Origin of the sequence: Curtobacterium flaccumfaciens, from assembly GCF_013359815.1 — a bacterium.
Classification (GTDB): domain Bacteria; phylum Actinomycetota; class Actinomycetes; order Actinomycetales; family Microbacteriaceae; genus Curtobacterium; species Curtobacterium flaccumfaciens.
On the sequence record NZ_JABMCF010000040.1, the window covers coordinates 277216 to 298691 of the forward strand.

Sequence of the window (21476 nt, forward strand, 5' to 3'; positions counted from 1 at the left end):
GGCCGCGTCAGGTGTGGACGGGGAACGTCGCCGCGACGCGGGAGCGCACCTCGGCGACGACGGCCTCGCGCATCGTCGGGGAGAACAGCGCGTGGTCGCCGTCCTCGACGCGGACGACGGACACCGAGCCGCGACGGTCGTCACCGGGCCAGCGCCGGACGGCCTTCTGCCCACCGAGCCGGTCGAACAGGGCGGCGTCCTCGGGAGCGACGATCACGACGACGTCGGTGCCGTGCTCGACGAGCGGGCGGACGTGGCCGACGACGCCGCCCATCCGGTCGCGGCGGGCGATCCGGTCGCGGACGGCCTTCGGCACGAACCGGTTGTAGCGTTCACGCACCCACATCCGTGCGGGCGACGGGGCGTCGATCGCCCGGACCCCGTCGGCGTACGAGCCGGGCTCGGCCGGGACGCGCCGGTAGTCGTTCGGGCTGATCTCGACGACCAGGCGCGGGGCCTCCTCGACGGCGCGGCCCGCGACCCAGGCGCCGGCGCACATGCCGACGAGCACGAGCCGGTCCGAGGGTGTGGCGAGTGCGGTGACGACGGCGGACTGGTCCTCCACCCACTCCTGCGCGAACAGGAAGCTCCGCTCGTCCTCGTGCACGCCGGTGCTCTCGCCGGTGGCACGACGGTCGACCCGGACGACCCGGGCGCCGTCGCGGGCGAGGGCGCGGGCGAGTTCGACCTGGTAGTCCGTGGCACCCACCCGGTGTTCGGCGCCGCCGCTGTGGAGCACGACGACGGGGGCGTCGTGGTGCTGGGCGGACGAGACGGTCTCGATCCCGAACAGGCCCTGATCGCCGAGGTGGACGATCCGCTCCGACACGCGGCCGTCGACGTCGAGGACCTCGTCGAGGACGGGCGTGCGGACGGGCACCGCCGTCTCGGGCGCCCAGGTGTCGAGCCAGGCCACGACGGTGTCGACGGCGGCTCCGGGGATGCGGGCGTGGATGCTCGTGCCGTCGAGGAGCTCGGCGCTGCCGGTGACCTCGGTCACCTCGACGCCACCGAGGTGCTTCGGCGGCCGAGCACCCGGACGGACGAGCGCGACGGTGGGCCCGGTGCGCGGGGCGAAGGCGAGGTCCGCGAGTGCGGCGGCCTCGTCCGGCTCGACGTCGAACCCGATCAGGCTCTCGACGCCGTCGACCACGCGGTCGGCGCCGATCGTGATGGTCGCGAGGGCGCGCTGCCGGCGGAGCCAGCCCTTGCCCGATGCCGAGGCGTCCCAGACGACGAGGCCGTCGGTGTCCGCGGCCGCGTTCGCCGCGACGAGGGCCGCCGAGGCCAGCCCGACGAAGGCGACGTGCTGCACCCCCGTCGTGCGGAGCACGGCGGCGGCGTGGCGTGCGGACCGGACCTGCGCGTCGGGCGCGGTGTCGGGTGCGCCGTCACCACGTCCGGACGGGTCGTAGCGCACCGAGGCGATGCCACGGGCCTCCAGGCGGTCGGCCAGCAGACGGAGCGTGCGGTACGCGATGACGCCCTCCTGCCCGAGCGGCGGGCAGATGACGACGCCGGCGCGCGCGGCGGCGGGGAGCTGGACCGCGGCGCGGATCGCCGGCGATCCGGACCAGCCGTGCAGCGTGGTCACAGGGCGAGGGCGGCGCGGGCGGACGCCGGCCAGGCGTCGAGGTCCGTGCCGTGGGCGGCGAACAGGGCGATGGTGATGCGTTCCAGGCCGAACGCGATGCAGGCGCTGTGCGCGACCTGGCCGTCCTCGGTGCGGAGGCTGAACGAGGTGCCGAAGTGGTCCTCGTGCAGGTTCGCGGAGCTGATCGCGGTGGCGTCGTGGTCGGGGCCGTAGACCTTCGTCACGAACTCGAACTTGAGCGCCTGCTCGACCTGGTTGCGGGCGAGCATCTGCCCGACGCGGCCGAAGAAGGGGTCGTTGGCGGGGACGACGTCGATCTCGAGCCCGAACGACTCGAGCAGCGCGCGCATCACCGGGATGCTGCCGTCGCGGTGGGCCGCTGCGGACGCGGGGGTGCCGACGTGCACGAACTCGTGCATGTGGAAGGCCTGCAGGCGCATCGGGTCGAGCGAGGGTTCACGGCGGAAGGAGTCGCCGAGGACGTCGAAGAACCGGCCCTGCTGCGGCACGGTGTCGCCGATCAGGCCGTAGACCGGGTGGCAGACCGCGGGGGTGAGCATGAGGTCGGCCGGCTCGAGGAACCCCTCCCAGCGCTCACCGCGCTCGCGGGCGGCGAGCAGTGCGCGGTGGGTGCGGTCGTCGCCGGTGAACCCGGAGATCGACGCGGCGAGGTCCGGGAACGACGCGATGTAGTCGGTGCGCTCGAACGACGCGAGCGGCTCGACCGGCGGGAAGCGCAGGACCTCGGCGCCGAGGTGCTGCTGGCTGCGGACCGCTGCGGCGTCGACCGCGGCGTACACGCGCTCGAAGACCCCGGTGCGGCCGTAGAGGCCGGGCGTGCCGAGGTCGAGGAGGACGCCGTCGGTGAGCAGGCGGGCGCGGAGGGCGGCGCGGGCGGCGTCGAGCGCGGCGGCGTCGGCGGCGGTGTCCGCGGTGGTGGTGTCGGTGGTGTGCGTGGTGGTGTCCGTGATCGTCACAGGATCACTCCCGTCATGATGGCCAGGTCGGCGTCGTTCTTGAGGAGACGGTCGTTGCTCACCATGACGGCGGCACCGTGGGCGTCTCGGAGGTGTCGGGCGATGCTCATCGGACCCGAGGCGGCGTAGCCGGCGATCCCGACGATGCGCAGCGCCTTCGTGACGATGTCGGTGACGCGCTCGGACGCACCGATCTTCAGGGCGTTGGCGGCGAGGGCGTACGCGCTCGAGGCCAGCACGTCCGGGTCGTCGGCGGCCGCGTCGAACCGTTCGGCGGCGTGTCGCACCGAGTCGGCGAGGGCCTGCAGGTCGACCAGGAGCTCGGCGAGCCGGAGAGCACCGGGCGGGGTCGTCCCGACGGCGGCGCGGGCCTGCTTGCGGACGGCGCTGCGGGCACGTTCGGCGGACGAGACCGCGATGCCGAGCCAGACCGAGGCCCAGAGCACGTGCGACACCGGCAGGACCGTCTGGGCGGAGATCGCGGCGTAGTCGTCGCGGAACACCCGGTCGGTCGTCGTCTCGGTGTCGAGGATCCACCCGTTGCTGCACGTGCCGCGGAGCCCCATGGTGTCCCAGGTGGACGTCTGCGACAGGACCATCGTGTCGGTGCGGCAGATGAGCAGTCGCTGGTCCGACGCCGGGGCGTCGGGGTCGCGACGGGCGGTGACGAACACCGCGTCGGCCTCGGTGGCGTACGAGATCACCGGCGCGTCCTTGCGCAGGCGGATCCGGCCGTCGTCGGTCGGCTCGATGGAACACGTGGACCGCCGGGCGTCGCCGCCGACGCCGCGCTCGGTGGTGGCGGACGCGACGAGTGCCCCACCCCGGACGGCCTCGATCGTCTCGAGCACGCCGGCGCCGTCGCCGCCGTGCCGCCAGAGCGCCATGACCTGGCCCTGGTGCATCGCGAACACCATGCCGGTCGCGGCGCAGGCCCGGCCGAGTTCGGTCGCGATCGCGGAGAGCTCCGCCACGGAGGCACCCTCGCCACCGTGCTCGGTCGGCACCGCTGCCGCGAGCAGGCCGTACTCCCGCATCGCGGCGATGGCCTCGCGCGGGGGTCGGGCGTCGCGGTCGACCTCGTCGGCGAACTGCGCGGCGACCTCGGCGACCGCGCTCGCACGCTCGGCGAAGCGGTCGACGACCGATGGTGCCGGCAGGACCAGGGTCACGAGGCGAGCTCCGCGGCGAGCTCCGCCGCGGCGACGATCGACTCGACGGTCGCGAAGGTGGACCGGTTCAGCACGGAGTCGGGGAACTCGACGTCGAGGTCCGACTCCACCGCGAGCATCACGTTGACGGTGGCGTGCGAGGTCAGGCCGAGGGCGTAGAGGTCGGCGATCGACGCGACGTCCCACGCGTCGACCGTCAGCCGGCCGTGCTCGGCGAGGGCGCGACGGACGGCCCGGTCGGTGGCCGGGTCGGCGATCGTCGCGGTGGTGCTGGAGGGGTTCGGGTCCTGTTCCATGACTGCAACCGTAAAGAGGAACGGCGCTCGGGAAACCGCCGTGCCGGTGCGGGAAACCGCACCCCTGTCCGGAGCGCCGGGTCAGCGCTCCGAGAGGGCCACCGCCGTCGCCACCGCGAGCCCCCGTTCGTGTGCCAACGAGACCGCGATCGGGCCGCACCCGATCGACTCCGCCAAGGCCGCGGCCGCCCCGGACAGCTCGACCGTGGGGGCGCCGCCGGCGTCGAGCACGACGGCGACGTCACGCAGCGGGATCGCCTGGTCCGGAGCCGGCCGGAGCAGTTTCACGACGGCCTCCTTGCCCGCGAACCGGGCAGCCAGGCGCTCCGGGTCGTCGCCGGTGTCGGTGCGCTCCCGCAGGGTGAACACCCGGTCCAGGTACCGCTCGCCGTGCGCCGTCAGGGCGTCGACGACGTCCTCGACCGCTGCGAGGTCGGTGCCGGTGCGGATGGTCATCACGAGGAGCAGGCTACGCACCGGTTGTCCACAGTGCATGCCCTGACCGGCATGGGGCACGCCGGGGGTTCGTATGATCGTCGCCAGGGACCACCGAGGGGGAACGATGGCATCACCGTGGACGGGCATCATCGAGGACGCGCGGCACTACCCGTCGCCGCACAACTCGCAACCGATCGTCGTGCGCGTCGAGGACGACCGCACCGCGACCGTGTTCTACGACCTGCGACGGGGGTTGCCGGCGGAGTCGTTCGGCATCCCGTTCGGGCACGTCTGCGCCGGGGTGTTCCTGGCCGGGCTCGACGTGGTGGCACGGGCGCACGGGTACACCGTGCAGGAACGGCTCGACCACGCCGAGATGGACTTCGGTCGGCTCGACGCTGGTGCGGAGGACCGCCTGCACCGGCTGGGCACGGTGACGTTGCGTCCGCACGTGGTCACCGCGGACGACCGGGAGGCCCTGGCCGGCTTCCTCGCACGGCGCACCTCACGCAGGCCCTACGACGCAACGCTCGTCGACGCCTCCGCGATCGAGGCCGCGTCCGCCATCGCGTCGGCGGCCGGGCAGCGCTTCCGCACCACCGACGACCGGGCCACGGTCGACGAGATCGTGCGCGTCAACCAGGAGACCCTGTTCGACGACCTGCAGCACGACGCCGTGCACGACGAGATCCTGCACTGGCTGCGGTTCTCGAAGCGACAGGCAGCGGCCACCGGCGACGGGCTGTCCGCCGAGACGATGCTCATGCCCGGCCCGGTGCTCCGGTTCGCCATGGAGCACCGCGGACTCTGGCAGGCCCCGGGCATCGGCGGGGTCTTCCGCAGGGTGTACCTGTCCACCATGCGGGGCGTCCGACAGCTCGCCTGGCTCGAGGGACCGTTCAGCACCCCGGCCGAGTACGTCGAGGCCGGACGGGTCTTCATGCGCATCTGGCTGGAGTTCTCCGCCCGCGGCATCGCCATGCACCCCTTCGGCACCGTGATCACCAACCCGCGGTCACACGCCGCGTTCGTGGAACGTGCGGGCGTCGACGAGTCCGACGGGCGGATGGCCTGGATGCTGTTCCGCTTCGGACACAGCGACCCACCACCCCTGGCACACCGCCGACCCGCAGCAGCGATGACCGTCGGCGGTGCCCGGTGAAGCGCGCAGCGGTGTTCTCGGTGGTGTGGGTGGTCGAGACCTTCGTCGCACTGTTCATGCCCCGGGTCGGCACCCACAAGCTCCTGCTCACGCCCGGCATCGAGCCGCTCCGCTGGACCCTCGGACGCTGGCGCGCCTGGCGGACCGCGGAACGGGCTGCGAAGCGGGTCCCCGCGTACCGCGCGTTCCTGGCGGAGTCGGGACGGGCCTGCCGGCTCGACACCCGTGGCGGGATCGCCGCGGCGATCTCGGGACTGCCCGAGATGGACAAGGACTCCTACGTCAAGCGCTGGAGCATCCCCGAGCGCTGCATCGACGGACGCCTGCCCCGACGCGGCGTCGTCGTCGACGAGTCCAGCGGATCGAGCGGCACCCCGACCAGCTGGGTGCGCGGCCCCGACGAACGCCAGGCCACCCGACAGCTGCTGCAACTCGGGTTCTCCCGCACCGCCAAGGACCTGTCGAAGCAGCCCTTCGTGCTCAACGCCTTCTCGCTCGGGGCCTGGGCCACCGGGATGAACGTGACCGCCTCGCTCACCGAGTCCTCCATGATCAAGTCGATCGGCCCGGACCGCGACAAGATCGTGCAGACGATGCGCGAGTTCGGCACCGACTTCACCTACATCATCTGCAGCTACCCACCGTTCCTGAAGGCCCTGTTCGAGGACGACCGGCTCGACTGGAGCCAGTACACGATCGTCGCCGCGTTCGGGGGCGAGGGCATCAGCGAGAACATGCGCGCCCACATCGAGCAGTACGCGCAGGCCGTCCTCGGCTCCTACGGGGCGAGCGATCTCGAGATCAACCTCGGCATCGAGACCCCGTTCAGCGTGCAGCTGCGCCGGGCGATCGCCGCCTCACCGGAACTCTCCGCCGCCCTGACCAAGCAGAGCGAGTACGGGGTGCTGCCGATGGTGTTCCAGTTCAACCCGTTCGGCTACCTGATCGAGACGAACGACCTCGGCGAACTCGTCGTGACCATCGCCCGCTCCGAGAACATCAGCCCACGCATCCGCTACAACATCCACGACCGCGGACACGTGGTGCGGATGAAGGAGCTGCGGTCCGTGCTGCGGGCGACCGGACACGCGGCGCTCGCCGCGGAGGCCGAGCTCGACCTGCCGCTGCTGTTCCACTACGGCCGGTCCGACCTGTCCGTCGACTACAACGGCGCCGTCGTCGCACCCGACGTGGTGCGGGACGTCGTGTACGGCGACCCGGAGCTGCTCGAGGCCGTCGAGAACCACCGGCTGATCAGCTACGAGGACGACCACGGCGACCGGCAGCTGCACATCGCGTTCCAGCTCGCGTCGGGTGCCGGCGGGTTCGACGCGGACGCCGCCCGGGGCGACGTGATCGCCGAGCTGCGGCGGTTGAACAAGGACTTCTCGAACGCGATCCGCACGGCCCCGCCCGGCACGCTGCCGACCGTCGCGTTCTACCCGTACCGGACGGGGCCGTTCCGCGAGGACGGCAAGAAGCTCAAGAACGAGTACGTGTGGCAGCTGCCGGCCGGGTCGGTCGAGCAGTGGGACCTCGACCTGTCGTGGGTCGCGGCGAAGGAGGCCTGAGCCGAGCCGGTTCCGGCGCTAGTCGTACTGCGGCGGCCAGTCGAAGGGCGCCGGCAGGTGCGGGACCTCGCCGACGGTCGTGACGACGAGGACGATCTGGCGCAGGTCCGTGAGCTCGATCGAGCGCGGGTTGCCGATCCTCCGGTGTCCGTCGACCCACACCGTCAGTTCGCCGCGCAGACCACCGACGTGCTCCGGACCGAGCGAGACGCCCCACTCGTCGAAGAACTGCCCGAGCGTGAACGTCTGCTCCGTCGGGGACTCGACGTGCACGATGCCCGACGTGTCGTGCGTGTGGATCTCCGCGGCGAACTTCCGGCTGTCCGAGTGCCCGATGTTCGCCGGGACAGTCACCGGCTCGTCGCCGTCCAGGATCGTCAGGTGCGTGTGCACGTGCTCGGCCAGCCGTTCGCCCCAGACGTTCCGGAGCCCGGCGGACTCGGCGCGGGCCGTCAGGTCGGACGGCCGTGGCCAGGGTGGAGCGTCGCGGGTGGTGGCCGGTCCAGATGCGGCGCACCCGGACAGCAGCAGGAGTGCGGCCACCGCGACCGCGACGCTCCGCAGGTTCACCAGCGGTCGTGGACGCTCGCGCGGAACCACGTGTCGTACAGGTCGTGCACGGTGGCGTCGAGGCCCTCGATCGGCGGCAGGTCGCCGGCCGCGGCGTTCGAGCGCGCCTGCTCCGGGTTGCGCGCGCCGGGGATCGCCGCGGTGACGCCGTCCTGCGCGAGGATCCACGCGAGCGCCGCCTGCGGGACCGAGACGGCGTCCGGCAGGGACGCCGCGAAGGTCTGTGCGGCACGCACGCCGTCGTCGTAGTCGACGCCGCTGAAGGTCTCGCCCTGGTCGAAGGCCTCGCCGTGGCGGTTGTAGTTGCGGTGGTCGCCCTCGGCGAACGACGTGTCGGTCGTGTACTTGCCCGAGAGCAGCCCCGAGGCCAACGGGACGCGCGCCATGATGCCGACCCCTGCCTCCTGGGCCGCCGGCAGCACGCGGTCGAGCGGCTTGAGACGGAACGCGTTGAGGATGATCTGGACGCTCGCGACGCCGGGCCGGGCGATCGCGGTCAGGGCCTGGTCGGCGGTCTCGACGCTGACGCCGTAGGCGGCGATCGAGCCGTCGGCGACCAGCGCGTCGAGGGCGTCGTAGACGGCGTCGTCCTCGTATACCGGGGTCGGCGGGCAGTGCAGCTGCACGAGGTCGAGGGTGTCCTGCCCGAGGTTCTTCCGCGAGCGGTCCACCCACTCGCGGAAGTTCGCGGCGACGTAGTTCTCGGGGACCTGGTCGGCGCGACGGCCCATCTTCGTGGTGATCGTCAGCGGCACGTCTGGGTTCGCGGCACGCCACGCGCCGATGAGCTGCTCGCTCCGGCCGTCGCCGTAGACGTCGGCGGTGTCGAACAGGGTGACGCCCGACTCGACGGAGGCGTCCATGACGGCGTGGCGTCGGCTTCGGAGACGGGACCCCAGTCACCGCCGAACTGCCAGGTGCCGAGACCGATGGGGGAGACGGAGCGGCCGGTGCGGCCGAGGGTGCGACTCTGCATGGGTCCGAGCGTAGTCAGACGCGGACGGGCGGGGTTCAGCCGATCGTCGAGACGCCGCGGCGCAGGAGCGCTCGCGCTGCCCGCGCGCGGGGGATGACCCAGACGGCTGCCCACAGGGCCATCGCGCTCCAGAGCAGGATGAGCATCGTCGTGATGAGGGTGCCGTGCTGGTCGCGCATCGACCAGGTCATCGCGATCCACAGCACGCCGAGGACGACCTTGCCCCAGCCGGCGCCCTCGCGGTCGGCCTGGGCCTGGACGAGCGGGATCCACTGGTCGGCCGGCACACCCGCGGGCACCTGGCCGTCGGCGATCCACTCGCGGACGACGATCGACCGTTCGTAGCCGCCCTCGGCACGCCAGGCACGGCGCTGCAGGACGACGGCGATCGCGGCACCGGCCACGGCGGTCGGGATACCGGCCGAGACCAGGACGGTGGTGGTCGCCTCGGTCCACGAGGACAGGACCAGCATGACCAGGACGACGGCGAAGGCCGCGCCCGTCACACCGGCGCCGAGCAGGCGGAGCCGCCCGGCTTCGTCGAGGACACCGACTCCGACACCGTTCACGGGGGAGAGCGTACCTGCGGTGATCGGGGGCCGGGGGCGTTGGTCAGCCCAGTGCCAGCAACCAGCACATGCCGGCGGCGGCGAAGGCCATCGCCCAGCTCACCAGGCTGCCGATGAGGAAGTACTCGGCCTGGTACCCGGTCGTCTCGCGGCGGATCTCGGGGAACCGGACGATCCCCTTCGCGGCGATCAGCGCGGCCACGACGGGGAAGGCGCCGGCCAACGAGAACCCGGCGAGCAGCAGGCGCTCGATCGGGCCGATCATGCGGCCGCCCTTGAGGGTGACCGTGCCGTCCGTGTCCGTGTCCGTGTCCGTGTCCGTGTCCGTGTCCGCCCCGGGTGCCCGGGTGGTGCGGCGCCAGTCGAAGCGCTTCCGGCGGGTCGGTTCGGCCGCCACTGCACCGGGCCGTGCGTCGGGCGACATCCCCGGCGGCAGCGCCTGGGCGACGACCACGTTGGCCGAGTCAACCAGGAACAGTGCGGACCCGATGCCGGCGACGAGCGCCGCGAGCGGCACCGCTCCGACGAACGCCGGGCCGGCGTCACGGTGCCAGTCCACCACGAAGCCGGACGCGTCGGCAGCCGGTGCCCAGAGCAGCAGCGCGGCGACGGCGACCGCGAGCAGGACGGCCGGCCAGGACCCGGAGCGTCGGAGCCAGGGGAGTGCCCGATCGCGACCGCCGGGTGCGCCCCCGGACCGCACCGGGATCGTCGTCGCGACCCACAGGGCTGCGAGCACGACCGTGACCAGCACCGACCAGACGGCGAGGCCGAGGCCGAGCACCGCCACGGCCGTCACGGCGACCCAGAGCAGGACGATCACCGTGGCGGTCAGCACGCGCCGTGGTGCCGCATCGGTCCCGGTCCGTGCGCGGACGACGTCGGCGAGCCCGACGAGGGTGAGGAGGACTCCGGCGAGCATCAGCGGCTCCCGTCCCCGAGGACACGCAGGCCCTCGACCAGGGCGGCGACGCCCGACTTCTGCACGGACTGGGACACCGCCGACGGGGTGATGCCCTCGTCCGCGGCGATCTGCGCCTGCGTGCGGCCCTGCACCAGACCGAGTGCGATCCGGCGGGCGCGGGGTGCGAGTCGCGAGACGACGTGGTCGCGGCTGAGGAAGTAGGCGTTCACGAGTCGCTCCGTCGTTCCGTGGCGGTCATCGGCGTCGTGGTACCAGGACCGCAGGAACGCGGTCCGGCCGTCCTCGCGCCGGTGGGTCTCGTTGATGGCGTCCCGCGCCGACCACCAGCCCGGGCCGTCCTGCAGCGGGCCGCCGGCGCCGCCGGTGCCGATCGTCCGGACCTGCCCGCGGCCGATGCCGAGGCGGATCTGCACGGTCGGGGGGAGTGCGAGGGTCGCGGCCGTCGTCGCCACGAGGGCGTCGGTGAGCGTGGCGTAGATGACCTGGAACTCGTCGCCGACGGTGGCGCGGAGGGGGTCGAGTGCGCTGACGTCCGCGGTACTGTCGAAGGCGCGCTCGACGTCCTGCTGGGCTGCGGAGCGGTCCTCGAGCGTGCGGGAGTCGACCAGGTCGACGATCACGGCGATCACGGGCTCGGACTGCATGGGTTAAGCGTAGAGCTTCATATCGCCGAAAGTAAGTCTGGGGCTAAACCATTTGGGGCGGCCACTCTCGCCGGCGCACGGGTCCGCGGCTGAAATGTCACCTTCTGGACGTCTGGCGTCGAACCTGACAGCATGGGCGGACGCTGTCGGAGGGGGACGAGCAGATGGATGGTGCACGACCGGGGACGGGTGTCGCCAGGGCGGGTTCGACCGAGACCGCGGTGCGGCGGCAGGACGGTCCGCCACCCGTGCCGTCGATCGCGTGGAGCGGGGGCCGCGCGGTGCTCGCCCTCGTCGTGCCGTTCGCTGCCGGGCTGCTGCTGGCCGGGGTGGTGCTGCTGCTCGACGTCCCTGGTGGTCGAGTCGCCCTGGTGAACGGTGCGTTCGTGGCGCTCGACGGTGCCGGGGTGCCCGTGGCCCTGCTCGCTGTAGCAGTGGTGATCGCGGGGCTCGGGCTCGGTCTCGGAGTGACCGCAACCACCGTGGTCATGCTCGCGGCCGCAGACGACGCGGTGGCGGGGCCGCGCGACGCCTGGCGGTGGTCGGTCCACCACTGGCGGCTCGTCGTCGAGGCCGCTCTCGTCGCGTTGGCGGCGTTGGCGGCGGGGACAGCCACCACCGTGTGGTGGCGGGCAGGTGGATGGGGCGCCGTCGTGATCGTCGTGCTGCTGGTGCTCGGTACCGTCATCGTGGCGCCGCTGCTGCTCGGGTGGGCGTTGCTCGTGGCCGGTGTGCCCCGTCGATCGGCCTTCCGTCGCGCCTGGGGATCTGGTCGGGTCATCGTCCGTGGTGGGCACGAGGCGACGGCGACGCCGCGTCGTGCGCTCGTCGGGGGAGCGGCGCTGGTGACGGTGCTCGGGGTCGGCGTCCTGCTGGTGCTGCGCCTGTTGCCGCCGTCCGTGCTCCGGAGCAGCGTCGTCGTGGCCTGGTGCTGCATCGCCGTGACCGGACTGGTGCTGCTCGTCGTCGCGATCGCGGTCCGCGGAGCCGCAACGCGGAACGAAGGCGGTCGGCTTCGGTCACCGCTGGCGGTCAATCCGGTCGACCCGGTCGACCCTGTGGCTCGGGGACGACGGGTGCGGCCTGGACTCGTCGGAGCGGGCGTGGTGCTCGTCCCGGCGGTGGTGTTCGCGGTGATCGTCTCGAGCAATCCGCTCGGCGTCGTACAGTACGACGCCGCCCGTGCCGACGCGCGCGGCCTGCTCGGCGGCGACATCGCGGACGTCGGAGGCCGGACGGCGGTCGTGAGCACGCCGTCGAAACCGCCCAGCCGTCTGCGGATGTGTGGGGGTGCGTCGTGCGACACCCCCGTGGAGATGCCCGGCCTGACCGGCGGCTCCGCGATCGGGAGCGCCGGCGACGGCGGGCTGCTCACTGCCCATTGGAAGGTGCGGTTCGAGGACGAGGTCGCGCAGGAGTACGAGCTCGAAGTCGTGCACTCACGCGCGGACCAACTCGATGTGGCACCGAAGTCGGACGATGCCGCCTGGCCCGCGGGGAGACGGGCGGAGCAGCGTGACTCCGCCGACGAGGCGCCGGCCGTCGATCGCCCGGAAGGGCACCGCACCACGGTCGCCGCCGTCGACATCGTGGAGACCGATCAGGGGCGCGTCAGCTACTGGATGACCGACGTGGCAGTCGCGAGTTCCGGCGACCGGCCGGTGGTGGTCGGGATCGCCCGCGGCGGTGAACCGGAAGGACGCTCGCACCTGGTCGCCGTGTTCTGCGAGGACGTGTCCTGCGTCGAACACACGGTTCGGCAGGTGGCGCTGCCGTGGATCCCGCCGCTGGACCACCAGGGTGTGGACGTCGCCGTCGCGCCGGACGGCACCGCGGTGGTCTCGCTGGTGTCGGAGACCGACGCTCGTTCGCCGACCTTCACCGCCCTTCGGCTCGTGTCGTTCAGCCCGGACGGCGGCCAGCCCGTCGTCCGCGACCTGTCGCACGCGATCCCGCCGGGGGAGCCGGTCCGGGCGTGGGACGAGGCGTACGACGCCCGGGTGGCGATCGGCGGCGACGGGAACCCGGTCGTGCTCGCGCGGTCGAACGGGATCGCGACCCAACGGCTGACGTTCTGCGCGGATGCGTCGTGCTCGTCTTCGTCGCACACGGACATCACGCCGAAGGGGCCGACGAACCTGCTTCCGGCGTTCGTCATCGACCGATCGGGGCGGCCACTCGTCGCGGTCCGTGACGAGGAACGCGGCACTCTGGGACTGCTCTCGTGCCGTGACGCACGGTGCACCAGTTCCGAGCAGACGACGATCGCCCGGTTCCCGCCGGTGCAGGACGAACGGTCGAGCACCAGCACGCTGGCGATCGGCCTCAGCGCCGACGACACCCCGATCGTGCTGTCCGGTGGCGTTCCGGAGGACCGGGACGAGGACGCGAAGGGACTCGTGATCCGCTGCGACCGACCCCGGTGCGGGGTGTCGTGACGTGCCCGCCTGGTTCGACGACGATCGAGCGCTGACGCCTTAGGATCGTGGTGAGGGCCTTTAGCTCAGCTGGTAGAGCGCCACGTTTACACCGTGGATGTCGTCGGTTCGATCCCGGCAGGGCCCACCGAGCCACCGCTGGCCGGTCTCCCACCGGGACCGACCAGCGATCCGTCAGTCGCCGAGGGCCCACAGCCATTCGGCTTCGAGGTCGCCTTCGACGAGTTCCGCGAGCTTGCCGAAGTAGTCCTGCATGTGTGGCTGCTGCACGTGGCGCGCGATGTCCGCCCCGGAGGACCACCGCTCGTAGAACGCGAACGCCCCGGGCTGCTCCTTCGTGGTGTGCACCGAGTACTGCTCGTAGCCGTGCTCGGATCGCACTGTGGGGATGATCGCGCGGATCGCGTCTTCGAGTTCCTGCTCCTTGCCGGCCCGGGCGCGGGCGAACCCGTAGACGGCCACCGGGGTCGTCGAGGCCAGGACGTCGGCGGGCATCAAGCCATCGGGGACGGTGTCTTCGGTCGTGCTCATGGTGACTGCTTCTTTCGTTTCGTTGCCGTCCCGAACGAGTGCTCCGGACGTCGTCAACGCTAGGAGCGGTCAGTGGGACGTTCAATGCTCCTGAGGACCAGGTTCATGTCCGCGAGGACCAACCGAAGCGGTTCCATGGTCCATCCGGAAAGACCGGCGTACATTCGTCGAAGTGGACGTCCTCTCCGAAGTGCTCGACGTCTCCGGAGTCCGGGGAAGTGCCGGCGCCCGGATCGCGGCCGCCGGCAACTGGGGCGTGGAATGGGTCCGGGATCGCGACGCCGTCGTCTACGCGGTCACTGCCGGTGTCGCCTACCTGATGGTCGAGGGCGGTGCCCCGAGGCTCCTGACGACGGGCGACGTCGTCGTCCTCACCACCGGCGCCGCCCATGCGCTCTCCAGCGCACCCGAGGTCGACATCCACTCGTGTGACGTCGCGGCCGCGGACGAGGCACGCCGCAACGGTGGCCTCCTGCGTCTGGGCGACGGGGACGAGCAGACGCAGATCCTGGGCGCGTCGTACTCCCACGATCCCGCTGGATCCACACCGGTCTTCGCCCTGCTTCCTCCGGTGATCCACCTCCGGGCCCAGCAACTCGACGCGAGCCTCGCGGACATCGTCCGGCTCATCGGACACGAACTCGCTCGTCCCGGCCTTGCGACCCACCTCGTCCTCGATCGTCTCGTCGACGTCCTCCTCGTCGCGATCTTGCGGACCTGGCTCGCCTCCTCGCCAGAACCCGGCGCCTCGTGGTGGGGAGTCCTCCGCGACCCACTCCTGACGCGGGCGGTCACGAGGATCCACGAGGCTCCTGGTCACCCCTGGACGACCGAAGCGCTCGCACGTGACGTCGCAACGTCGAAGCAGACGCTGGTGCGCCGCTTCCGGACGTTCGCGGACACCACGCCGGGGGAGTACCTAACCCGCTGGAGGATGGACCTCGCAGCGCGTCGACTCCGTGACACCGACGACGGCCTCCAGAAGATCGCCGCTGACGTCGGGTACACCTCCGTCTACGCGTTCAGCCGAGCCTTCAGCCGTGAACGGTCGCTCCCGCCCGGGCGGTACCGAACGGTCGCCCGCGCAGGTGAGCGCCCCGATTGACGGGAGCACTACTCGCTGATCGTCGATGTGCTCGCCGTGCCCATGGACAGCAGGATGAGCGCGCGCGCCGTTGCAGAGCCGGCCTCGCAGCCGTAGACGACCAGCTGCAGGCCGGGTGACCCCTCGACGGCGAAGGTGTGGGCGTCGAACTCCAGCCGCCCGACCTCCGCGTGCTCGAACTGCTTCGCGGTGGTCGTCTTGCGCCGTACCCGTTGCGTGCTCCACCGTTCGGCGAACTCCGGGCTGGCGTCGTTCACTCCCGCGATGAGACGGAGGAGGCGCGGGTCGCTCCCGAACTCCGCGGTCGCCGCCCGCAGGCTCGCGACGGTCGCGTCTGCGGCGCGGGCCCAGTCGGCGTGGAAGTGCCGCGCCGTCGGGTCGAGGAAGGTCATCCGCACGAGGTTGTCGAAGCGTCCGAAGGGTGCGTACACCGCACGGGCCAGGGCATTCGCGGCGAGGATCTCGTGCGCGGGGTCGATCACGAACGCGGGGTGTGCCGACCACGAGTCGAGCAGCTGCCCGAGAGCCGGCGTCACCGACGTCGCCACGCGCGGGAGTCGCGGGGGAGCAACCAGCCCGGCCAACGAGAACAGGTGGTCGCGCTCGTCGCCCTCGAGCTCGAGCCCGTCGGCGATGCCCTCGAGCACGGCGGCGCCGGGACTCACCTCCCGCCCTTGCTCGAGCCGTGTGTAGTAGTCGACGCTGAGGCCGCCCAGCACCGCGAGTTCCTCGCGGCGGAGCCCGGGCACCCGGCGGACACCGCCGCCTGGCAGTCCGAGCGACTCCGGGGCGAGGCGGCCGCGGACGGCGCGCAGGTACGCGGCGAGGGTGAGGTCGTCGGCGGGCACGGGACCAGGGTAGGTGGCAGGAGCGCCGCCTCCCTGGTCCTGCCGTACCCCGGCAGGACAGGGCGATGGTCCGGGGCTGAGCGGCGTCGAGGCTGGGGGCATGGACACCAGCAGCACGCCCCAGCCCGTTCACCCCTACCTCGGCCTCTGGATCACCGCCGACGGCCGCATCCGCCACGAGCTCCGGCCCGACGGCCGTTACGTGGAGGCCCGAGGTGACCGTGAGGCGGCCTACGTGGGCACCTACGAGGTCGACGGCGACCACATCGACTACCGAGACGACACCGGCTTCACCGCGGACGGCGACTTCAGGGACGACGTCCTGCACCACGCGGGCATGGTGCTGCACCGACGGAAGGTCGTCCTCGTGACGGGCGCCTCCAGCGGCATCGGGCGCGCGACGGCCGTCCGCCTCGCCGCGGCCGGCCACCCCGTCGTGCTCGGGGCTCGGCGCACCGACCGGCTCGACGAGCTCGTCACCGAGATCGAGGGGGCGGGCGGTACGGCGATGGCAGTGCCGCTCGACGTGACCGCCCTCGCCTCGGTGCAGGAGTTCGCTGCTGCTGCCAGGGCACGCTTCGGGCGGATCGACGTGCTCGTCGCGAACGCCGGCGTGATGCCGCTGTCGCCCCTCGCCGCAGGCCTCGTCGACGAGTGGGACAGGATGATCGACGTCAACGTCCGCGGCCTCCTCCACAGCATCACGGCGACCCTGCCCACCATGCTCGCGCAGGGCACCGGCCACGTCGTGACGATCGCGTCCGTCGGCGCCTACGACGTCTCGCCCACAGCGGCTGTCTACTGCGGCACGAAGTTCGCAGCACGGGCGATCACCGAGGGGCTGCGTCAGGAGTCACCGCGCGGGATCCGTGTCACCACCGTGTCACCAGGAGTCACCGAGTCCGAGCTCGCCGCAACGATCACCGACGCCTCCGCCGCCGCCGCGATGGTCGTCTACCGTGCCGAGTCGATCTCTGCCGATGCCATCGCCCGCGCTGTCTCCTACGCGGTGGCCGAGCGACCCGACGTCGACGTGAACGAGATCGTCGTGCGGCCTGCGGCCCAGCGTTGAGTTGCTCCGCACGAGGGGCTCTGCGTGCCCGGTCGGCTGGGCAGGACCTCGACGATGCCGTCCGCGGGTACGAGGACCGGAGGACCACCCGGGTCGCGTGAATCTGAACGCTCGGTCACGTGCCTGACGACGCCGGTGTGATCCGTGCTCAGGGGCGCCAGTCGGTCAGCTGGAGCTCCGGGAAGGCAGCCAGCAGCGCGGTGGGATCGCCAGGAGTGACCGGGTTGGCGAGGAGGTCGTCGATCGCTGGCGGGAGATCGTCCCGCCGGGTCGTGGGAGTCGGACCGCCGTGGGCGATGTCCACCCATTCCTGCATCGTGTGCTGCTGAGGCCCGACGAGGTCGAACACGCCACTCGGCGCGCCGGGCCGGGTCGCGAGCAGGATCGCCGTGACGACGTCATCGATGTGGATCGGACGGAAGACCTGGGAGCCGTCCCCGGCGATCGGGACCGGATCTCCGTCCGTGCCGCCACGCACCATGAAGTCGAACGGCTGGGGGTTGTCTCGGCCGCCGACGATCGCGCTGATGCGGAACACGGTGGCGTTCATCGGGGCGAGGATCTCTTCCGCCATGCCCTTGGCGCGCTCGTACCAGTTCTCGGCGGAGGAGTCCGCCCCGAGTTGGGAGAGGTAGACGATGCGGGTGCCTTCGCCGACCGAATCGGCGACCCGTCGGGTGGTCTCGACCGTGCCGGCGAGGTAGTCCTCCCAGTTCGGCGCGCCGAAGTTCCCGGCGAGGTGCGCAACGGCGTCGACCTGGCCGAGGGCGGTCTCGGCGGCAGTCGACGTCGTCCAGTCCGTGATCACCGTGGCGGCATCGACCCGGCCACTCCGGCGAACGAGCGCGACGGCGTCTCCGTGCAGTTCGGCGAGCATCTGCTGACCGGTGCGACTGTTCGCGCCGGTGATCGCGAGGCGAGGGCCATTCAAGTGCGATGTCATAATGTGCTACAGCATATGCCTGCTGTGGGAGGATCGAGGGATGGATGACCTCGAACGACTGGGATTGCTGACGAAGGCTGTCTCGCGGGAGTCGGACAGGCGCCTGACCGAGCTCCTCAAACCGCTCGGCGTGACGCCCAGCCAGGCGGAAGTGCTGCAACTCCTCGACCTGTACGGACCGATGTCGTTGGGAGAGCTCGGCGGGCTGGTGCTCTTCGAAGGCGGGCACCCGAGCAGGCTCGTCGACCGCATGGTCACGGCGGGGATGGTCGATCGCCAGGAGAGTGCGGATGATCGGCGCCGGATCCAGCTCAGCTGCACGCCTGCGGGACGGCAGCTCGCCGCGGCGGCCACGGCGGCGAAGGAACAGTTCCGGGTCTGGCTCCGTGCGCAGCTGGAAGGTGTCGAACTCACACCGGCCATGGACGCCCTCGCAGCCGTCATCGTCGGTACCTCGATGCAGGACACGGTGTCGTCGCGTGCAGCACGTTCGCTCGTCCGTTCCGACAGCACCCCGACCTGATGCAGGCACGAGCGGTCACTGTCTCGATGGGGTCGTGGCGACGCTGGTGGGGACGCGCGGGGAGCTGACGCCGGGCTGTGTTGCGCGGTTCCCGAGGCAGTGCAGCAGGAGTCGGCGTGCCGGAACCTCGACCGCGTCGTGCAGGACGGTCCCGACGGCCAACGCCACCACCAACGCGAGCAGGGCCAGGAGGGCGCTGGTGACGCCTCCGTCGGCCGCGCCCTGGGGCCGGAAGGCCAGCACGGCGTCGATCGTCAGGAGATGGACGAGGTAGAACGCGAACGACCTGGTCCCCAGGTGCACGAGCAGCGGAGACGACAGGCCGGTGGTGCGTCCGTCGACGTCCGCCCTGGCGAGCGCGGGCAGCAGCAGGGAGAACCCCACGACCGTGCAGCCGGTCAGTGCGAACCCCGAGGTGGGGTGCAGGTCTGCGGCGAGGAGGCCCGCGACCGTCAGCAGGACGGGGACCGCGAGTCGTGGTCCGCCCCAGGCGCCCGAGCGCACCAGGGCAGCGCTCAGGACGCCGAGCAGGAACTCCGGGAACCGTGCCGGTGGCCAGCTCGCCGGGACGGGAGAACCGGGCAGGTGCGGCACGAGCACCGGTGCGACCAGGACGAGGACGGCTGCGAGCACGGCGAGGGCCGTGAGCACGGCTGGGTGAGCGTGGCGGATCGGTCGGATGAGGAACGGGAACGTCAGGTAGAAGAACGCTTCGCAGGCGAGGGACCACGACACCGGGTTCCCGGCTTGCCACCACGGTGCGTGCCAGGCGTTGACGAGCAGGACGTTCGCCACGAGGGCTGCCGGCGACGCCGTCCGGATGCTGGGCATCAGTGTCGCTCCCACGACGATCGCGGCGAGGACGGCGACCAGGTGCAGCGGCCAGATCCGTGCGGCACGGCGGTACCAGAAGTGCAGTGCCGCTCGCAGCGGTCCTGCGCGCTCCCCGTCGGTGCGGTCCGACCAGGCCAGGACGAAGCCGGAGAGCATGAAGAACAGCGAGACGCCGGTGTCGCCGCTGCCGACCACGGCGCTCAGGGTGCTCTGCGCGTTCCCGTCGAAGTACCCGAGGTTCCGCACGTGGTAGGCGAAGACCCCGAACGCAGCGACCCAGCGCAGGCCGGTCAACGACGGCAGGACAGGGTTCTCGAGCGCGGGGTCGGTTCTGGACATGCCCTCATCGGAACAGTCGACACGTCAGCCGAGCGTCTGGTCGAGCGCATACGCTCCGCATACATCCGATCTGCTGTGCTGACCGGGTCCGGATCGGCCGGAGCAGCGAGGAGCGACGTGCGGGTACTGGTGGTGGAGGACGAGCCGTTCCTGGCGGAGGCGATCCGCGTGGGCCTGCGGCTCGAAGCGATCGCCGCCGACACGGTGGGCGACGGCTTCGCCGCGCTCGATCAGCTGGCCGTCCACGCGTACGACGTGGTCGTGCTCGACCGGGACATCCCCGGTCTGCACGGCGACGAGGTCTGTGCCCGGATCGTTGCTGATCCGGAAGCGCCGAGCGTCCTCATGTTGACGGCGTCGACGACACTCGCGGAGCGGGTCCACGGCCTCCAGCTCGGGGCCGACGACTACCTGGGCAAGCCCTTCGACTTCGAGGAGCTCGTGGCACGGCTCCGCGCGCTCAACCGGCGAGCACGTCGCGCGGTCGCGCCGGTCCTCGAGACGGCGGGCCTCCGGCTCGACCCCTTCCGACGTGAGGCCTACCGCGACGGTCGCTACCTGCGCCTGGGGCGGAAGGAGTTCGCGGTCCTCGAGGTCCTGCTGCGTGCGGACGGTGGCGTCGTGAGTGCCGAGCAGCTGCTCGAGCAGGTGTGGGACGAGCACGCTGACCCGTTCACCAACGCGGTCCGGCTGACCATCTCGACCCTGCGGAAGAAGCTCGGCAGTCCCGACGCCATCCGGACGCTGCCCGGTGTCGGGTACGCGATCGCACAGGGTCCTGTCCGCGATCGTCCCGAAGCATGAGGATCCCTGCGCTGCACCGTCTGTCGATCCGGGCGCGGCTCACCCTGACCTACACGGCCCTGATCCTGCTCACCGGCGCCGTCATGCTCGCGGTCGTCTTCGCAGTCCTCGCCATCGTCCCCGGCTACGCGTTCACGGCAGGCCCGTTCCCCTACGGGTCGACGCACGACATGTACGAGATCACCGGCCGCGACGACGTCCTCCGCCTCTTCGTCATCGTCTCGGTCCCGGCGCTGCTCGTGGTCGGGGGCATCGGTGGTGTCGTCAGCTGGCTCGTCGCGGGCAGACTCCTCCGCCCGCTCCGCGACATCATCACGACCGCCGACCGGCTCGGGGCCGGGACGCTGGACGCCCGGGTGGACGTCTCTGGTCCACCGGACGAGATCCGCGACGTCGGTGCGACGCTGAACCGGATGCTCGACCGCCTGGAGACCGCCTTCGTCAGTCGGTCGCGGTTTGCGGCGAACGCCTCGCACGAACTGCGGACCCCGCTCGCCACGATGAAGACGATGCTCCAGGTCGCCCTCCGCACGCCCGACGGGCCGGACCGGACGCAGACCCTCGAACGACTGCTCGTCACCACGGACCAGATGATCCGCATGACGACGGCGCTCCTCGACCTGGCACGTGGGGACGAACCCATCGACGCGCGCCCGGTGTCGCTCCGCGACGAGGTCGCGGCCGCGCTGCTGGCAGTGGACGCGGAACGCCTGGCCCGACGGATCGTCGTGTCGGTCCAGCTCGACGACGTCGTCGTGCTGGGCAACCGACCGCTGCTCGGGCAACTCGTCGGCAACCTGATCCGCAACGCCGTGGTCCACAACGTCTCCGGCGGGAGCCTGCGGGTGGTGCTCGACGATCGGTCGTCCGAGCTCCGGGTCGAGAACGACGGCGAGGTGATCCCGACCGACGAGGTGCACGAGTTGACGGAGCCGTTCCGCCGCCGCCACCGCACGCGGACGAACGGGAGCGGGCACGGACTCGGCCTGCCGCTCGTGGCGATGATCGCGACCGTGCACGGTGCGGAGCTGACCCTGACGCCGCGCGCTGCCGGCGGGTTGACCGCTTCGGCCCGTTTCCCGGAACGGCAGCCAGATCCGGAAGGATCCAACTGATCGTCGCCCCGGGGCCTCGGCGATCACCCT

At 71.7% G+C, this 21476-nt stretch carries 21 protein-coding genes, 1 tRNA gene and 1 pseudogene; 9 read left to right on the forward strand and 14 right to left on the reverse strand.

Translation table 11 applies throughout. The annotated features are described in order from the left end of the window. Positions 1-7: 7 nt before the first annotated feature. The 5 genes from HP445_RS15020 to HP445_RS15040 all read right to left on the reverse strand — a co-directional run bounded on the left by HP445_RS15020 (position 8) and on the right by HP445_RS15040 (position 4495). Positions 8-1594 carry an alpha/beta fold hydrolase gene (locus HP445_RS15020; protein ID WP_128779730.1) on the reverse strand — a complete coding sequence of 529 codons (1587 nt, stop codon included), beginning with the start codon at positions 1592-1594 and terminating at the stop codon, positions 8-10. Further along, the gene (locus HP445_RS15025; RefSeq protein WP_206647584.1) at positions 1591-2571 is read right to left on the reverse strand and encodes an amino acid--[acyl-carrier-protein] ligase; all 981 of its coding nucleotides are present in this window, start codon (positions 2569-2571) and stop codon (positions 1591-1593) included. Before HP445_RS15025 ends, HP445_RS15020 begins: the two co-directional genes overlap by 4 nt. After that, complete coding sequence (locus HP445_RS15030) at positions 2568-3743, reverse strand: acyl-CoA dehydrogenase family protein (protein ID WP_071405339.1); 1176 nt, start codon at positions 3741-3743, stop codon at positions 2568-2570. Before HP445_RS15030 ends, HP445_RS15025 begins: the two co-directional genes overlap by 4 nt. After that, positions 3740-4039, reverse strand: coding sequence for an acyl carrier protein (locus HP445_RS15035; protein WP_111033509.1), 300 nt, complete (start codon positions 4037-4039; stop codon positions 3740-3742). Before HP445_RS15035 ends, HP445_RS15030 begins: the two co-directional genes overlap by 4 nt. Positions 4040-4120: 81 nt before the next feature. Continuing rightward, positions 4121-4495, reverse strand: a complete 375-nt coding sequence (locus tag HP445_RS15040) for a holo-ACP synthase (RefSeq protein ID WP_164941090.1) — start codon at positions 4493-4495, stop codon at positions 4121-4123. Between the two features lie 106 nt (positions 4496-4601). Here HP445_RS15040 and HP445_RS15045 point away from each other — a divergent pair, with 106 nt between their 5' ends. Together HP445_RS15045 and HP445_RS15050 are read left to right on the forward strand one after the other, a co-directional pair. Further along, positions 4602-5639 carry a nitroreductase family protein gene (locus HP445_RS15045; RefSeq protein ID WP_128779732.1) on the forward strand — a complete coding sequence of 346 codons (1038 nt, stop codon included), beginning with the start codon at positions 4602-4604 and terminating at the stop codon, positions 5637-5639. Then, positions 5636-7210 (forward strand): phenylacetate--CoA ligase family protein, encoded by a 1575-nt coding sequence (locus tag HP445_RS15050; RefSeq protein WP_241660348.1) that lies wholly within the window; start codon positions 5636-5638, stop codon positions 7208-7210. Before HP445_RS15045 ends, HP445_RS15050 begins: the two co-directional genes overlap by 4 nt. 18 nt (positions 7211-7228) lie before the next feature. Here HP445_RS15050 and HP445_RS15055 read toward each other — a convergent pair whose 3' ends face one another. From HP445_RS15055 to HP445_RS15075, 5 genes and pseudogenes are all read right to left on the reverse strand, one after another. Continuing rightward, positions 7229-7780 carry a hypothetical protein gene (locus tag HP445_RS15055; RefSeq protein WP_128779733.1) on the reverse strand — a complete coding sequence of 184 codons (552 nt, stop codon included), beginning with the start codon at positions 7778-7780 and terminating at the stop codon, positions 7229-7231. Further along, positions 7777-8756, reverse strand: a pseudogene (locus HP445_RS15060) (aldo/keto reductase). The gene HP445_RS15055 and the pseudogene HP445_RS15060 overlap by 4 nt, the downstream one beginning before the upstream one ends. A 35-nt stretch (positions 8757-8791) precedes the next feature. Next, positions 8792-9325: a hypothetical protein gene (locus HP445_RS15065; protein WP_071405333.1), complete on the reverse strand. Its 534-nt coding sequence runs from the start codon at positions 9323-9325 to the stop codon at positions 8792-8794. Between the two features lie 43 nt (positions 9326-9368). After that, positions 9369-10247 (reverse strand): hypothetical protein, encoded by an 879-nt coding sequence (locus HP445_RS15070; RefSeq protein ID WP_128779734.1) that lies wholly within the window; start codon positions 10245-10247, stop codon positions 9369-9371. Then, on the reverse strand, positions 10247-10894 hold the full coding sequence (locus HP445_RS15075) for a SatD family protein (RefSeq protein ID WP_128779735.1): 648 nt from the start codon (positions 10892-10894) through the stop codon (positions 10247-10249). The genes HP445_RS15070 and HP445_RS15075 overlap by 1 nt, the downstream gene beginning before the upstream one ends. Positions 10895-11142: 248 nt before the next feature. Here HP445_RS15075 and HP445_RS15080 point away from each other — a divergent pair, with 248 nt between their 5' ends. Both HP445_RS15080 and HP445_RS15085 read left to right on the forward strand, forming a co-directional pair. Next, positions 11143-13332: a hypothetical protein gene (locus tag HP445_RS15080; RefSeq protein WP_128779736.1), complete on the forward strand. Its 2190-nt coding sequence runs from the start codon at positions 11143-11145 to the stop codon at positions 13330-13332. A gap of 54 nt (positions 13333-13386) precedes the next feature. Further along, positions 13387-13459: transfer RNA gene (locus HP445_RS15085), tRNA-Val, on the forward strand. Between the two features lie 47 nt (positions 13460-13506). On the opposite strand, the gene HP445_RS15090 is transcribed toward HP445_RS15085, so the two are convergent. Then, the gene (locus HP445_RS15090) at positions 13507-13863 is read right to left on the reverse strand and encodes a putative quinol monooxygenase (RefSeq protein WP_128779737.1); all 357 of its coding nucleotides are present in this window, start codon (positions 13861-13863) and stop codon (positions 13507-13509) included. 172 nt (positions 13864-14035) lie between these two features. On the opposite strand from HP445_RS15090, the gene HP445_RS19225 reads away from it, so the two are divergent. Continuing rightward, positions 14036-14968: an AraC family transcriptional regulator gene (locus tag HP445_RS19225; protein ID WP_128779738.1), complete on the forward strand. Its 933-nt coding sequence runs from the start codon at positions 14036-14038 to the stop codon at positions 14966-14968. Between the two features lie 8 nt (positions 14969-14976). Here the strand turns inward: HP445_RS19225 and HP445_RS15100 are convergent, their stop codons facing one another. After that, entirely contained in the window at positions 14977-15816 is an 840-nt protein-coding gene (locus HP445_RS15100) for a helix-turn-helix transcriptional regulator (protein ID WP_128779739.1), read from the reverse strand. Between the two features lie 100 nt (positions 15817-15916). On the opposite strand from HP445_RS15100, the gene HP445_RS15110 reads away from it, so the two are divergent. After that, complete coding sequence (locus HP445_RS15110; RefSeq protein WP_128779740.1) at positions 15917-16888, forward strand: SDR family NAD(P)-dependent oxidoreductase; 972 nt, start codon at positions 15917-15919, stop codon at positions 16886-16888. Between the two features lie 148 nt (positions 16889-17036). On the opposite strand, the gene HP445_RS15115 is transcribed toward HP445_RS15110, so the two are convergent. Next, on the reverse strand, positions 17037-17819 hold the full coding sequence (locus tag HP445_RS15115) for an NAD-dependent epimerase/dehydratase family protein (RefSeq protein ID WP_164941091.1): 783 nt from the start codon (positions 17817-17819) through the stop codon (positions 17037-17039). 52 nt (positions 17820-17871) lie between these two features. Here HP445_RS15115 and HP445_RS15120 point away from each other — a divergent pair, with 52 nt between their 5' ends. Beyond that, the gene (locus tag HP445_RS15120) at positions 17872-18354 is read left to right on the forward strand and encodes a MarR family winged helix-turn-helix transcriptional regulator (RefSeq protein WP_164941092.1); all 483 of its coding nucleotides are present in this window, start codon (positions 17872-17874) and stop codon (positions 18352-18354) included. Positions 18355-18369: 15 nt separating this feature from the next. On the opposite strand, the gene HP445_RS15125 is transcribed toward HP445_RS15120, so the two are convergent. After that, complete coding sequence (locus HP445_RS15125; protein WP_128779743.1) at positions 18370-19527, reverse strand: acyltransferase family protein; 1158 nt, start codon at positions 19525-19527, stop codon at positions 18370-18372. Between the two features lie 117 nt (positions 19528-19644). Between HP445_RS15125 and HP445_RS15130 the strand changes: the two genes are divergently transcribed. Together HP445_RS15130 and HP445_RS15135 are read left to right on the forward strand one after the other, a co-directional pair. Beyond that, on the forward strand, positions 19645-20331 hold the full coding sequence (locus HP445_RS15130) for a response regulator transcription factor (RefSeq protein WP_128779744.1): 687 nt from the start codon (positions 19645-19647) through the stop codon (positions 20329-20331). Beyond that, the gene (locus HP445_RS15135; protein WP_128779745.1) at positions 20328-21446 is read left to right on the forward strand and encodes a sensor histidine kinase; all 1119 of its coding nucleotides are present in this window, start codon (positions 20328-20330) and stop codon (positions 21444-21446) included. Before HP445_RS15130 ends, HP445_RS15135 begins: the two co-directional genes overlap by 4 nt. Positions 21447-21476 lie beyond the last annotated feature (30 nt).